The organism is Tepidiforma sp., from assembly GCF_034432735.1.
Lineage (GTDB): Bacteria > Chloroflexota > Dehalococcoidia > Tepidiformales > Tepidiformaceae > Tepidiforma.
The window spans coordinates 16,864-30,143 of record NZ_DAOUBJ010000105.1; the positions used below are offsets into that span (position 1 = coordinate 16,864).

Below are 13,280 nucleotides of genomic sequence, written 5' to 3' on the forward strand. Positions count from 1 at the left end.
AAGCTGGTGGGGATGATACGCGATAGTCAGCGCTCGGGCAGGGGGAGCTGGAGGTGGATTTCGGAGGCTGGGGCGTCGGGCGTGACGGTGACGGGCAGGCGGTATTCGATGCGGGCGATGAAGCAGAGGGCGTCTTGGTTTTTGCGGCAGTAGTAGGCGGTGAGTGTGGCGCGGAGGGCGGCCTGCCCGGGCTGGAGGATGACGGGGACGGGGAATTCGACGGCGGTGTCGTCGGTTTGCCACTGGAGGCGGTGTTCGCCGGGTTCGATGACGGCGGGGTTGTCGGTTTGGAATTCGAGGGTGGAGGGGGCGAGGGCGTTGAGGCGGTAGCCTTGGGGAGTGGCGATGCGGACGCGCAGGTTGGTGGCGCCGGGTGCGATGGTTTGTGCGGGGAGGTCGCGCGTTTCGAGGGTGCCGGCAGCAGGGGGTGTGAGCAGTTCGATGTTGGTGAGGGCCAAGGTGGCGACGATGCCGGTGGCGGGGTCGAGGGTGCGGACGAGGTGGTTGGCGGTATCGGCGATGTAGAGGATGCCGCCCGCGAAGGCGAGGCCAGCGGGTTCGGCGAATCGGGCTTGGCCGGCGGGGCCATCGGTCCAGCCGCGTTCGGACCCGGCGGCGGTGCCGAGCTGGCGGGTGACGGGGTCGAGGATGCGGATGCGGTGGTTGTAGGTGTCGGCGATGTAGAGGTGGCGTTCGGCGAGGGTGATGCCTTGGGGGTGTTGGAGCTGGCCCTGGCGGCCGATGCCGTCGCGGTCGCCGTATTCGAAGAGGCCGGTGCCGACGAGGGTGGCGACGTCGCTCTCGCCGTCGAGTGGGACGGTGCGGACGGAGGAGCTTTCGGGGTCGACCCAGTAGAGCTGGACTCCGTCGGTGGTGATGCCGGATGGCTGGGCGAGGGTGGCGAGGCTGCGGCGGGGGCCGTCGTCGATGCCTTCGCGGGAGGTTCCGGCGAAGACTTCGATGGTTCCGGCGGTGAGGTCCATCTGCCAGAGCTGGTGGACGCCGGCCATGGTGATGTAGAGCCGCCCGTTGGCTTCGACGAGCCCCCACGGGGAGGCGAGGTCGACGTTGCGGGCGGGCTCTGGACCGGCTGGGAGGCGGGTGAGCTGGCGGCCGGTGCCGGCGATGGTGCGCACTTGGCCGGTGGCGAGGTCGATGGCGCGTATGGCGTGGTTTCGGGTATCGGCGACGTAGAGGGTGGTGCTGTCGCGGGAGAGGGCGAGCCCTTGGGGGTCGCGGAAGGTGGCTTCGGTTGGCGAGCCGTCGGCGAAGCCTGGTTTGCCGGAGCCGAAGCTGCGGAGGACGCGACCGGCGAGGGTGGTTTCGATGATGCGGTGGTTGCCGGCGTCGGCGATGTAGAGGCGGTCGGCTATGGTGGAGGCGGCGACGGCGGAGGGGTAGGAGAGGGTGGCGGTTACGGGGGGGCTCTCGGGGGCGATGGGGAGGGGATCTTGGCGGAGGAGGCCGCGGGCGGAGAATTCGGTGAGGAGCGCAGCGATGATGGGCTGGAGGAGGGGGTAGACGCCTTCGCCTTCGTGGTAGCCGACGAGGTTGCCGGCGGGGTCGATGAGGACGAGGGTGGGCCAGGCGCGGGCGCCGTAGGCGGTCCAGGTGCGGAAGTCGGCGTCGTTGATGACGGGGTGGGTGATGCGGAGGCGGCGGATGGCTTGGCGGATGGTGTCGTTTTCGTGTTCTTCGGCGTATTTGCCGGAGTGGACGCCGATGACGAGGAGGTGGTCGCCGAATTCGGCTTCGAGTCGCTGAAGGTCGGGCACGATGTGCTGGCAGTTGATGCAGCCGGCTGTCCAGAAATCGAGGAGGACGATGCGGCCACGGAGGTCGTCGAGGGTGAGTGGCCGCTGGACGTTGAACCAGGTGAGGTTCTGAGGGAAGGGGGGCGCGGGTTCGGTGCCGGCCCAGGATTTGCGGCCGGTTTGTTCGGCCATTTCACGAGCTCCTGGCGGAGCGGGTTGGCTGGTGCCGGCCGAGCAGGCGAAGACGAGCGGTGGGAGGAGGAGTGCAGCGGCGACGAGCCATAGGGGGATGATACGGCGTGGAAGCCAGGGCCGGCGCATGGGTGGCATGGTACGCCGGTGGGGGCCCTCGGACGGTAAGGAAGGGGAGACCTATACTGTGAGGCCCATGGGGACGGATTCGGAAGAGCTGAGGGCGCTGGAGATGGACGCGCTCGCGGGCCTGGGGCGGGCGGCGGACGAGGGCGCGTTGGAGCGCTGGCGGGCGGAGTGGCTGGGGCGGCAGGATGGCCGCGTGACGGTGCTGTTGCGGGGCATCCGCGATCTGCCGCCGGAGGAGCGGGCGAGCTATGGGGCGGCGGTGAACGCGCTGAAGGCGACGTTGGAGCGCCGGCTGGAGGAGCGACGGGCCGAGCTGAGGCGGGCGGAGCTGGAGCGGCTGGCGCGCGAGGGTGCGCTGGATGTGACGCTGCCGGGGCGGCCGCAGGCGCTCGGGCGGCTCCACCCGATTACGCGGACGTTACGGGATTGTCTGGAGGTGTTTCGCTCGATGGGGTTCCGGGTGGCGGAGGGGCCGGAGGTGGAGTGGGATCGGTACAACTTCGATGCGGCTCGGATTCCGGAGGATCACCCGGCGCGGGACATGTGGGACACGATCTGGGTGAATACGTTGATCGATGGGAAGCGCCGGATGCTGCTCCGGACGCATACGACGCCGAATCAGATCCGGGTGATGGAACGGACGCCGCAGCCGCCGGTGCGGGTGGTGGTGCCGGGGAAGTGCTACCGCCAGGAGGCGACGGACGCGACGCACGAGTGGATGCTGACGCAGATCGAGGGGCTGGCGGTGGACGAGGGTGTTCGGATGAGCGACTTGAAGGGGGTGCTCTACGAGTGGGCGCGGGCGATGTTCGGCTCGGACCGGCGGATCATTTTTCACCACTCGTACTTTCCGTTCGTGGAGCCTGGGGTCGAGATGGCGATCGACTGCTTTCTTTGCCGGGGGGACGGGCGAGCGTGCCACACGTGCCACGGAACCGGATGGATCGAGATTCTGGGTGCGGGGATGGTGCACCCGGAGATTATCGATACGGCGGGGTACGATGCTTCGCGGGTGACGGGGTTCGCGTTCGGGATCGGGGTGGAGCGGGTTGCGATGCTGCGCTGGGGCATCGAGGATATCCGGCATTTCTACAGCAACGATCTCCGGTTCTTGGGCCAGTTCTGAGCGAGGGGGCTCGACGATGAAGGTTTCGCTGAACTGGCTTCGGGAGTACGTGAACGTCCGTCTGCCGGTGGAGGAGCTGGCGCGGCGCATTACGGATGCGGTGGCGGAGGTGGAGGGCTGGCGAGCGATCGGCGAACAGTGGGATCCGGCGCTGGTGAGGGTGGCGGAGGTGGTGGCGGTGGACCCGCACCCGAACGCGGACCGATTGCGGCTGGCGACGGTGGACACGGGCGAGGGCACGGTGCAGGTGGTGTGCGGGGCGCCGAATCTGGCGGTTGGGCAGAAGGTGGCCTTCGCGAGCGAGGGTGCGCGGCTGTTCGACGGGCACACGGGTGAACCGACGGTGTTGAGGCTGCGGCCGATCCGGGGGGTGGAGTCGGCGGGGATGGTGCTGAGCGAGAAGGAGCTCGGGCTGAGCGAGGAGCACGAAGGGATCCTGGTCCTTCCGGATGGGACCCCGGTCGGGGTGCCGCTGGCGGAGGTATTGGGGGACGTGATTCTGGAGATTTCGACGTGGGCGAACCGCGCCGATTTGCTGGGGATGGTGGGCTTTGCGCGGGAGGTGGCGGCGTTGACCGGGGAAGTGCTGCGTGAGCCGCCGCGGGAGTTTCGCGCTGGCGGGCCGCCGGCGAGCGAGATGGTGAGCGTGGAGATTGCGGCGCCGGAGCTCTGCCCGCGCTTTACGGCTTCGGTGATCGAGGGGATCACGGTCGGGCCTTCGCCTGCCTGGATGCAGGAGCGGCTGCGGAAGGCTGGGATGCGGCCGATCAACAATGTGGTGGATATCACCAATTATGTCATGTTGGAGACGGGGCAGCCGCTCCACGCGTACGACTACGAGCTGGTGCGGGGGAGGCGGATCGTGGTGCGGCGGGCGGTGCCGGGGGAGCGGCTGGTGACGCTGGACGGGGTGGAGCGGGAGTTCGATGGGGAGATGCTGCTGATCTGCGATGGGGGCGGGCCGGTGGGGATTGCGGGGGTGATGGGCGGGGGCAACAGCGAGGTGAACGAGGGGACGACGCGGGTGCTGCTGGAGGTGGCGAACTTCCGGGCCGGGTCGATCCGCCGGACGTCGACGCTGTTGAAGCTGCGGACGGAGGCTTCGCTTCGCTTCGAGAAGGGGCTCGGGCCGGAGATGGCGATGTACGCGCAGGAGCGCGCGTTGCATTTGTTCGAGACGGTCTGCGGCGGGCGGGTTGCGACGGGGATCGTGGATGTGTACCCGGGGAAGGCGCCGCCGCGGACGATCGTGTTGGAGGCGGCGCGGGTGGCACAGGTGTTGGGTATCGAGGTGCCGGTGGAGGATGTGCGCCGCATTCTGGGCGATTTGGGGTTTTTGGTGCATCACGTGCCGCCGGGGAGGTACAGCGTGCAGGTGCCTTCGTGGCGACCGGATGTGGAGATTCCGGACGATCTGGTGGAGGAGATCGGCCGCATTCACGGCTACGACCGGCTTCCTGCGACGATGCTGCGGGGGACGTTGCCGCCGCCGGAGGGGAACGCGGTGATGGCGCTGCGGGAGCGGCTGCGGGACTTGGCGGTGGCGCTGGGCTTTCAGGAGGTGATCAACTATACGTTGACGACGAGGGAGAAGCTGGCGCTGGTGACGGACCCGGGGGATTTGGTCCGGCGTAACCCGCTGGGTGTGGTGAATCCGGTGGCGGCGCAGTATGCGTTTCTCCGCACGAGTTTGCGCGGGTCGGTGTTGGAGTCGTTCGCGGCGAATCGCCGTCAGGTGGAGGGGCCGCTGCGGATGTTCGAGGTTGGCTTCGAGTATCTGCCGGTGGAGGGGGACTTGCCCATCGAGCGGCCGGTGTTGTGTGCGGTGCTCGGGGGGAGCCGTGAGGGGCGGTGGCGGGTTGGCGGGGGCGAGGGATTGGACTTTTTCGATGCGAAGGGGGCGGTGGAGGCGATCCTGGGCGCGGTGGGTGTGCGCGGGACGTTCGTGCCGGCGGAGGAGTACGGGTTGCTTCCGGGGCACACGGCGAAATTCGGGGTGGGGAGCGAGATGGCGGGCATCGTCGGCCAGGTGCATCCGGAGACGGCGGCGGCGTTCGACATCGACGAGCCGGTGTTCCTGTTCGAGGTGTGGGTGGAGGACTTGGTGCGTCACCTGCCGGAGCGGCCGCCCTATCAGCCGCTGACGCGTTTCCCGGCGGTGCGGATGGATCTGGCGGTGGTGGTGGATGCGGGGGTGCCAGCGGGGCAGGTGCTGGAGCTGGTGCGTTCGCATCGGAGCGGCGGGGTGACGACGCGGGCGGAGCTGTTCGATGTCTATCGGGGCCCGGGGGTGCCAGAGGGGAAGAAGTCGCTGGCGCTGCGGCTTTGGTTCCGGGCGGTGGACAGGACGCTGACGGACGACGAGGCCGCGAAGGTGCGGCAGGGGCTGCTCGCCCGTCTGGCCCGGGAGTTCGGGGCCGAGCTGCGTGCTTGAGCGCCCGGCCAGGAGGAGCTAGGACGATGGGGGAACGGCTGGTCGGGGATTTTCATCGGATTTTCGAGCCGGATGGTTCCTGGGAAGTCGGGGGCTTCGTGCTTCCGGATGGGTCGCGTTGGGAGTATCGCGAACCGAACGCCGTGGTGTTGGTGCGGAACGGGTGGCTCCAGGTGGCGGCGGTGCCCTACACGCGCAAGCACGATCAGGTGCAGATTCTGGACAATGCGAAGCATATGTATTTTTCGAAGGAGCGTTTCCTGGTGCCGGAGGGTGGGCGGATCACGTTCGAGATCCAGGTGGCTGCGCGGACGGTGGGGACGAGGCCGGGCGATCTGTACGACGGCTATGTGTCGTGGAATTTGCTGGACTTCGAGACGGGGTGGGCGTTCGATTTTTTCACGGGTGGCGACCGCGTGGCGACGGTGTACGGAAGGCTTCCTTTCCCTGGGGTGCGGCTACCGGAGACCGGGCCGGCACGGGCGTTCTGTATTTTCCACGAGCTGGAGGATGTGCCGACGACGCAGGGGCAGGTGCACGCGTACCGCATTACGTACGACCAAGGGGCGGGCAGCGTGGAGTTCGAGGCCGATGGTCGGGTGGTCGATCGGTACGAGCATGTGCCGGACCGGATCGCCGGGTTCACGGCGGCGCTCGGGCTGATGTCGGAGGTGGACATCGAGGGTGGGAAGTCGGTGAGCTGCCACGGGCAGGGGGTGATCGGGCGTTGGAGCCCGATGCGGGTGGTGACGGAGCCCGCGGGGCTGGGCTAGCTGCGGGCGAGGGCCTTGAGCCAGGTGTTCATGTCGAAGTAGTCGCGCCAGGCGCAGATACGCTCGCCGCGGACTTCGAAGGCGCCGGCGACGGGGAGTTCGATGAGGCGGTCGCCGATGGCGAAGCGGTCGATGCGCTCGTTCATGACGAGGTTGCCATTGGCGATCTGGCGGAGGACTTCCCAGCCGCGGGGGCTGACCTGGGCGAGGAAGCTTTGGAAGACGGCGGCGATGGCTTCGGGGCCAACGACGGGGCTGGCGGGGATGTTGTGGTAGACGGCGTCTTCGGTGAAATAGGCGGCGAGCTGGGCGGGATCGGGGTGGGGGTTTTGCCATTCGGCGATGAAGGCGCTGACGACTTCGGTAGGGGTTCGCATGGGGGGCTCCTGGGGTTGCTGTCGGGTTAGAGCATACCGTGCTCTTCGCGGCCGCCTTGGAGGGGGACGCCGGCGAGGGCGGGGGGAAGCCACTCGGCGAGGAGGCGGTCGATGGCGTCGCGGGCTTGGATGAGGGTGTGCCCGGCCTCGGCGTAGAGTGCGAGGCGTTTTGGTTCGTTGGCGCGGCGGTAGATGTCTTCGCTGGCTTCGTGGCTGAGGATGGTGTCGGACATGCCGTGGACGAGGAGGAGCGGGCGGCCGAGGTTGTGGACGTCGGCGGTGCCGTAGAGTTGGGGGGACATGGCGACGACGGCGCGGACGGCCGGGTGGAGCTCGCCGGCTTTGATGACAACGGCGCCCCCGAAGGAGTGCCCGATGAGGGCGAGTTCTTCGGCGCCGATGCCGCGGAGGAAGGAGCAGCCGGCGAGGACATCGAGGACGCACTCTTCGAAGACGTTGGGTTGGCGATAGTCGAGCCGGAAGACGGTGACGCGGGCGTCGTGGAGGAGTGCGGGGAGGCGGGCGTAGAGGCCATCGGCGGGGCCTTGGAGGCCACCCATGGCTCCGCCGACGCAGACGACGGCGGAAGTTCCACCTTCGATGGGGTGGAGGATGCCTTCGATGGTGCCGCGTGTGGTTTCGAGGCGGATGCGGAGGGCTTGGGGTGACGCTTCGAGCGGTGCGGCGGCGACGCGCAGGATGCGGAGGTCGAGGTCTTCGGGGTCGTCGGCGTCGTCCCACATGTTGCCGGGCATAGGCGGAGTATACGCGCGGAGGAGGTGGGTCGGATCTATGCCACGCGTGACACACCTTTGCCGGAAGCGGTTGCCTGATAGCATTCTGCGGAAACAGGCTGCGCTGGGAGCGGGGCGCGGTGCCTTGGAGGCCGACTCGAGTTGTGCGGGATCGCGGGGATTCTGGTCGCGAGCGGTGGAGGGGTGCCACGTGAGGACGTGCTCGCGATGGCGGCGACGCTTCGCCACCGGGGCCCGGATGGTGAGGGGAGTTTTTTTGGGCCGGGGATCGGGCTCGGGCATACGCGGTTGGCGATCATCGACTTGAGCCACGCTTCGGACCAGCCGTTCGTGGACGAAGCGGCGGGGCTGGTGCTCGTCTTCAATGGGGAGATTTACAACTATGTGGAGCTTCGGCGGGAGCTGGAGGGGCTGGGGCACCGTTTTCGTTCGCAGGGGGATACGGAGGTGTTGCTGCGGGCGTTCGCGGAGTGGCGGACGGGGGCGTTCGCGCGACTGAATGGGATGTTCGCGTGTGCGATTTGGGATGACCGGCGGCGGGAGCTGGTGCTGGCCCGGGACCGTTTCGGCGAGAAGCCGCTCTACTTGGCGCGGAACGGCCGGGAGGTGCTGTTCGCGAGCGAGATGAAGGCGATTTTTGCGGCGCGTCCGGGGTTGCGGCAGCCGAATCTGAAGGCGGTGTATCGGTACGTTGCCCGCGGGGACCTCGATCAGGATGGCGAGAGCTTCTTCGCTGGGGTGGAGAGCCTACCGGCTGGGCATTTTCTGGTGCTCGACGAGGCGGGACGGGGAACGCCGAAGCGGTATTGGACGCCGCGGGCGGGCGAGGTGCCGCGTCGACGGGAGGAGGCGGTGGAGGCGTTCCGGACGCTGCTCTTCGACGCTGTGCGGCTTCGGCTGCGGAGCGATGTGCCGGTAGGAAGCTCGCTGAGCGGTGGGATCGACTCGTCGAGCATTGTGTGTGCGGTGCAGGCGCAGCGGGAGAAGCTGGGGCTGGCGGAGCAGCATACGTTCAGCGCTCGGTTCGACTCGGCGCAGCACGACGAGGGGAAGTACATCGATGTGGTGACCCGGGCGTGCGGTGCGCGGCGGCACGATACGTGGGTTCATCCTGAGGCGTTCGAGGCGGAATTCGCGGCGCTGCTGTACCACCAGGAGGAGCCGATTGCGAGCACGAGCCCGTTCGCGCAGTGGTCGGTGATGCGGCTGGCGAAGGTGCACGAGACGACGGTGCTGCTGGACGGGCAAGGGGCGGACGAACTACTCGGGGGATATACGCAGGCGCTGGGGATGTTCTTGGTGCACTGGCTTCGAACCGGTCGACTGGACCGGGCGGTGAAGCTGCTGTGGGGTTCGTGGAAGCGTTTTGGTTCGCTGCACGAGCCGCTGCTGTTCGGGGGCTACTATCTGCTTTCGCCGCGGCTGCGGGACCGGTTGGCGGAGCGGTACTACGGTTCGTGGAGGCTACTCGCACGGGAGCTTCACGATCGGTATGCGCCGGCTCATGCGGAATCGATCGCGCCGTTCGGGGATGGGCTGCGGAACGAGCTGGTGCGCTGGCAACTGACGACCCAGTTGCCGGAGCTTTTGCGCTATGCGGATCGGAACAGTATGGCGTTCGGACGGGAGGTTCGGCTGCCGTTCTTGGATCATCGCCTGGCGGAGTTTTGCTATGCGTTGCCGGCGCACTGGCTGCTCGAGGGGGCGACGACGAAGGCGATCCTGCGGCGGGCGATGGAGGGTATCGTGCCGAGTGCGGTGCTGCGCCGGCGGGACAAGCTGACGTACGCTCCGCCGCAGCGGAGCTGGGCGCAGGGGCCCCTGAAGGGGTGGCTGCTGGAGCTGCTGGAGGGCGCGGAGCGCCGGCGCGAGGTATTCGACGCGGCGGCGGTGGCGTCGGTGCGGGAGGCGTTCTGCGCGGGGGGAGCGGATGTGCTTTCGTGGCGGGTGGCGAGCACGGAGGCGTGGTTCCGGCAGTGGATCGACCGGGCGCCGGTGGCGCCGGCCGGGTACGAAGGGCCGAATACTGGTAACCTGCGGGGTTGAGACGGGTCGGGGCCCGCTGGTCGAGGCGCCTGTGCCCGGAAACCTGAGGCTCGAGAGGATTCTGATGGCTATTTCGTTCGAAGGACAGGTGGCGGTGGTGACCGGCGCTGGTGCCGGGCTTGGCCGCGCCTATGCGTTGGACCTGGCACGGCGGGGCGCGAAGGTGGTGGTGAACGACCTCGGCGGTGACCCGCACGGGCAGGGTGCCGATGCGGCGCCGGCACGGAAGGTGTGCGACGAGATCGTTGCGGCGGGCGGGACGGCGGTGCCGAATTTCGACAGCGTGGCGACGTACGAGGGCGGCTACAACATCGTGAAGACGGCGTTGGATAACTTCGGCCGGCTCGACATCGTGATCTGCAACGCGGGCATCCTGCGGGATGTGGCGTTCCACAACATGAGCGAGGACGACTGGGACAAGGTGTTCGCGGTGCACGTGAAGGGTACGTTCAGTGTGCTGCGGCATGCTTGGCCGGTGTTCCGGCAGCAGGCGTACGGCCGCGTGGTACTGACGACTTCGTCGTCGGGCATCTATGGGCAGTTTGGACAGGCGAATTATGGTGCGGCGAAGACGGCGATGCTGGGCCTGATGAATGTGTTGAAGCAGGAGGGCGCGAAGTACAACGTGATGGTGAACACGATCGCGCCGGTAGCTGGCACGCGGCTGACGCAGACGGTGATGCCGCCGGAGATGGTGGAGCGGCTGAAGCCGGAGTACGTGGTTCCGGCGGTGGTGTACATGGTTTCGAAGGAGTGCCAGGACAGCGGGCTCGTGATCGAGGCGGGTGCGGGGAACTTCAACCGTGCGGCGATCGTGAAGGGGCCGGGCATTCAGCCGGGCCTCGGCGAGCTGAAGGATGCGGAGTGGGTGCAGGCGAACTGGGAGCGGATTTGCAGCCTGGAGGGCGCGGAGCCGATGTGGCGCACGGGCCAGACGCTGAAGGCGTACCTGGCGGAGAAGGCGGCACAGAAGCAGGCCTGAACGCTGGCCGATCGCTGGGAAGCGAAGCGGGGGAGCCGGGTGGCTCCCCCGTTTTGCTTGGTTTGGGGTGGGACGGCTCAGCCGACGTGCCGGTTGCGGGTGCGGGCTTCGCGGTAGGCTTCGGCGAAGTCTTTGATTTCGCCGTTGGGATAGTAGTCGCGAACGAGCTGTTGGCGCATGGCTCGCGGGTCGTGCGCGAGGGTCGATCGGTGGGAACGTGGGGCACGGGTGGTTTCGAGGAGGAGGTCGCCGCCGGCCTGGGAGAGGAATTCGAGGGGCCCCCGGAAGCGGGTGCTGTCGTATTCGAGGGCGGTGACTTCGACGCCGACGTAGAGGGGTACCTCGAGGTGGGCGCTGGAGCGGACGGGGCGGTTGGAGGTGGCGAGGGTGACGCGGTCGGCGTAAGCCGCGGCTTGAGGGCCGGTGCACTGGAGGAGGATGACGGCGAAGCGGGTTTCGTCGAGTCGGGCAAGGAAGTCGCTGGCGCGGGTGATCCGGGTGAGGGTTTGGGCGACGTGTTCGACTGCCTGGCGGGCGGTGCCGGCCCCCCAGGCGGTGCGGATCTCTTGGTACTGGGCGATGCGGACGATGGCGAGGGTGATGGGGTGGCGGTAGCGTTCGGCGCGGGCGATGTCGCGAGCGAGGGTATCGATGAGTTGTTGGCGGTTGGGGAGGTGGGTTTCGGGGTCGATGAGGTGGCGGTGGGCGTCGGGGTCCTCGGCCTGGACGGAGGCGGTGGCGAGGGCTTGGAGGCCGCGGTAGACGAACGCGGCGAGCCCGGCGGTGGAGGCGATGAGGAGGGCACCGATGGTTCCGGAGAATTGGAAGGCGACGACGAGTTCGCCAGCGAGGAGAAGGAGGCCGAGGGCGATGGCGCTGCGTCGGGCGGCAGTGACGCGGAGGGGCTCGCCGGGCGGAGCGGCAAGGCGCGGGCGAATCCAGTTGCGCCAGAGACGGTTCACGGTGGCCTTTCGCTTGCCGGCTACGGCAAATGGTTGTCGGTTGGATTATCGGCGGTAAACAGGCCTGTGGCGGTCGACACGGGGTGACGCCGGGGAACAGGCTGGTGACGGTTTGGTGGGCGAGGCGGTTGCGAAGGTGCACGGCTCGGGGTAGGCTGAGGGGGACAATTCAAGAGGCGCTGTTCGTGTTCGCTGGGGGTGCCCGGTGACGGGCTGAGATCACACCCCTCGAACCTGACCACGTTCGGACGTGCGTAGGGAAAGCGAAACGGAGGCCGAGCGCGCGGCGCGATGTGCGCGGCTTGCACGGAGTCCGGCTTTCCCGGGCTCCGTTTTCGTTCTGGGCGAGGAGCGACGGGGCCGGGAGCGGGCACCCTTTCGGACCGGGCAGCGGGAAGGAGCCGCTGCGTGATCGTGGAGATCGAATGTTTGCCTCGGCCGTCGGGGGAGCCTGGGGCGCCGTATTCGTACGTGGAAGCCGCTATCGCGGTGATTCAGGCTTCGGGCCTGAACTACGAGGTGTCGGCGCTGGGTACGACGTTCGAGGGCGAGCCGGACGAGGTTTGGCGGGTGGCTCGGGCGGCACACGAGGCGTGCCTCGCGGCGGGGGCGGAGAGCGTGTTGACCTTCGTGAAATTTTCGCAGAGCCGGTTGCCGAACCCGCCGACGATGGCATCGCTGACGGCGAAGTTCCGGGACAACGACCGGTGAGCAGGCTTCGTGGGGCGGGCCGAGGGGGAGGTCGACTGGTGTCGGCCTACGGGCCGGCGGCGGTGTTGCTGGCGCTGCTGGTGGCGGTTTGGGAGGGGTGGGTGCGGGTGTTCGACACGCGCCCCTACATTCTTCCGGCGCCGTCGCGCGTATGGCAGGGATTCGAAGAGACGAGGGGGTTGCTCCCGGAGCATATCCAGACGACGCTCTCGGAGGCTGTTCTGGGCCTGGCGTTCGGGGCTGGTGCGGGGGTGGTGATCGCGGTGCTGGTGGCGGGGATTCCGCTGGTTCGGCGGGTGTTGATGCCGCTGCTGGTGGTCTCGCAGACCATTCCGATGGTGGTGCTGGCGCCGCTGTTGATTGTCTGGTTTGGCTTCGGGATGACTCCGAAGGTGGTGGTGGTGGCGCTGTGGGGCTTCTTCCCGGTGGCGGTGGCGACGGCGGACGGCCTGATGCACGCGGACCGGGAGATGGTTGGCTTGGTCCGGTCGATGGGGGCGAGCCGGCTACAAGTGCTGCGGACGATTTCGGTCCCGGCCGCCCTCCCGGCTTTCTTCTCGGGGCTGAAGATCGCGGCGGCCTACGCCGTTGGCGGGGCGGTGGTGGGCGAGTGGATCGGGGCGAGTTCGGGCCTCGGGCTGTATATCACCCGGGCGCAAACGTCGTTCCGGGTCGAAAGGGTGTTCGTCGCGGTGGTGCTGATCGCGCTGCTGAGCATGCTGCTGTTCGCGGCGGTGCATCTCGTGGCGCGGTTGGCGACGCCGTGGATGTACGTCAAATCTGAGGAGGAAACGGTATGAAACACGGTATGAAACGCTGGTTGTTGGCCGCGGCGGCATGCGCCGTGGCTCTGGTTGCGGGGGCAGTGCTGGCGGCCTGCGGTGGCGACGATGACGACGGCGGGGAGGGCCTGACGCCGGTTACGTTCATGCTCAACTGGACGCCGAATACGTACCACAGTGGCGTCTACATCGCGCTCGACCGGGGCTGGTATCGGGATGCAGGGCTGGATGTGAAGATCATCGAGCCGGCTTCGGGC

12 protein-coding genes and 1 riboswitch are annotated in these 13,280 nt (G+C 68.0%); of the genes, 8 read left to right on the top strand and 4 right to left on the bottom strand.

What is annotated here, in order from left to right:
• Positions 1-26: 26 nt before the first annotated feature.
• Positions 27-2,075 (bottom strand): redoxin domain-containing protein, encoded by a 2,049-nt coding sequence (locus VAE53_RS10010; RefSeq protein ID WP_322819234.1) that lies wholly within the window; start codon positions 2,073-2,075, stop codon positions 27-29.
• Between the two features lie 67 nt (positions 2,076-2,142).
• Here VAE53_RS10010 and pheS point away from each other — a divergent pair, with 67 nt between their 5' ends.
• From pheS to VAE53_RS10025, 3 genes are read left to right on the top strand one after another with little or no spacing between them, the layout of a single operon-like run.
• Positions 2,143-3,201, top strand: a complete 1,059-nt coding sequence (gene pheS, locus VAE53_RS10015) for a phenylalanine--tRNA ligase subunit alpha (protein WP_322819235.1) — start codon at positions 2,143-2,145, stop codon at positions 3,199-3,201.
• Between the two features lie 16 nt (positions 3,202-3,217).
• Positions 3,218-5,635 carry a phenylalanine--tRNA ligase subunit beta gene (gene pheT, locus VAE53_RS10020; protein ID WP_322819236.1) on the top strand — a complete coding sequence of 806 codons (2,418 nt, stop codon included), beginning with the start codon at positions 3,218-3,220 and terminating at the stop codon, positions 5,633-5,635.
• A 26-nt stretch (positions 5,636-5,661) separates the two neighbouring features.
• Complete coding sequence (locus tag VAE53_RS10025) at positions 5,662-6,408, top strand: DUF6081 family protein (RefSeq protein ID WP_322819237.1); 747 nt, start codon at positions 5,662-5,664, stop codon at positions 6,406-6,408.
• Here the strand turns inward: VAE53_RS10025 and VAE53_RS10030 are convergent.
• Both VAE53_RS10030 and VAE53_RS10035 read right to left on the bottom strand, forming a co-directional pair.
• On the bottom strand, positions 6,405-6,785 hold the full coding sequence (locus VAE53_RS10030; protein ID WP_322819238.1) for a limonene-1,2-epoxide hydrolase family protein: 381 nt from the start codon (positions 6,783-6,785) through the stop codon (positions 6,405-6,407). The genes VAE53_RS10025 and VAE53_RS10030 overlap by 4 nt on opposite strands.
• Before the next feature lie 26 nt (positions 6,786-6,811).
• A complete protein-coding gene (locus VAE53_RS10035; RefSeq protein WP_322819239.1) occupies positions 6,812-7,540 on the bottom strand; it encodes an alpha/beta hydrolase in 729 nt (242 codons plus the stop codon).
• Between the two features lie 141 nt (positions 7,541-7,681).
• Here VAE53_RS10035 and asnB point away from each other — a divergent pair, with 141 nt between their 5' ends.
• A complete protein-coding gene (gene asnB, locus VAE53_RS10040; RefSeq protein WP_322819240.1) occupies positions 7,682-9,586 on the top strand; it encodes an asparagine synthase (glutamine-hydrolyzing) in 1,905 nt (634 codons plus the stop codon).
• Positions 9,587-9,650: 64 nt separating this feature from the next.
• Complete coding sequence (locus VAE53_RS10045) at positions 9,651-10,568, top strand: SDR family oxidoreductase (RefSeq protein WP_322819241.1); 918 nt, start codon at positions 9,651-9,653, stop codon at positions 10,566-10,568.
• Positions 10,569-10,645: 77 nt separating this feature from the next.
• Here VAE53_RS10045 and VAE53_RS10050 read toward each other — a convergent pair whose 3' ends face one another.
• Positions 10,646-11,530, bottom strand: coding sequence for a diguanylate cyclase (locus tag VAE53_RS10050; protein ID WP_322819242.1), 885 nt, complete (start codon positions 11,528-11,530; stop codon positions 10,646-10,648).
• Positions 11,531-11,714: 184 nt separating this feature from the next.
• Positions 11,715-11,809, top strand: a riboswitch (TPP riboswitch).
• Between the two features lie 129 nt (positions 11,810-11,938).
• Here VAE53_RS10050 and VAE53_RS10055 point away from each other — a divergent pair.
• From VAE53_RS10055 to VAE53_RS10065, 3 genes are all read left to right on the top strand, one after another.
• Positions 11,939-12,241, top strand: coding sequence for a thiamine-binding protein (locus VAE53_RS10055; RefSeq protein WP_322819243.1), 303 nt, complete (start codon positions 11,939-11,941; stop codon positions 12,239-12,241).
• A gap of 38 nt (positions 12,242-12,279) precedes the next feature.
• The gene (locus VAE53_RS10060) at positions 12,280-13,041 is read left to right on the top strand and encodes an ABC transporter permease (protein ID WP_322819244.1); all 762 of its coding nucleotides are present in this window, start codon (positions 12,280-12,282) and stop codon (positions 13,039-13,041) included.
• The coding region (locus VAE53_RS10065; protein ID WP_322819245.1) for an ABC transporter substrate-binding protein at positions 13,038-13,280 on the top strand (243 nt) is incomplete at its 3' end. The genes VAE53_RS10060 and VAE53_RS10065, both read left to right, overlap by 4 nt.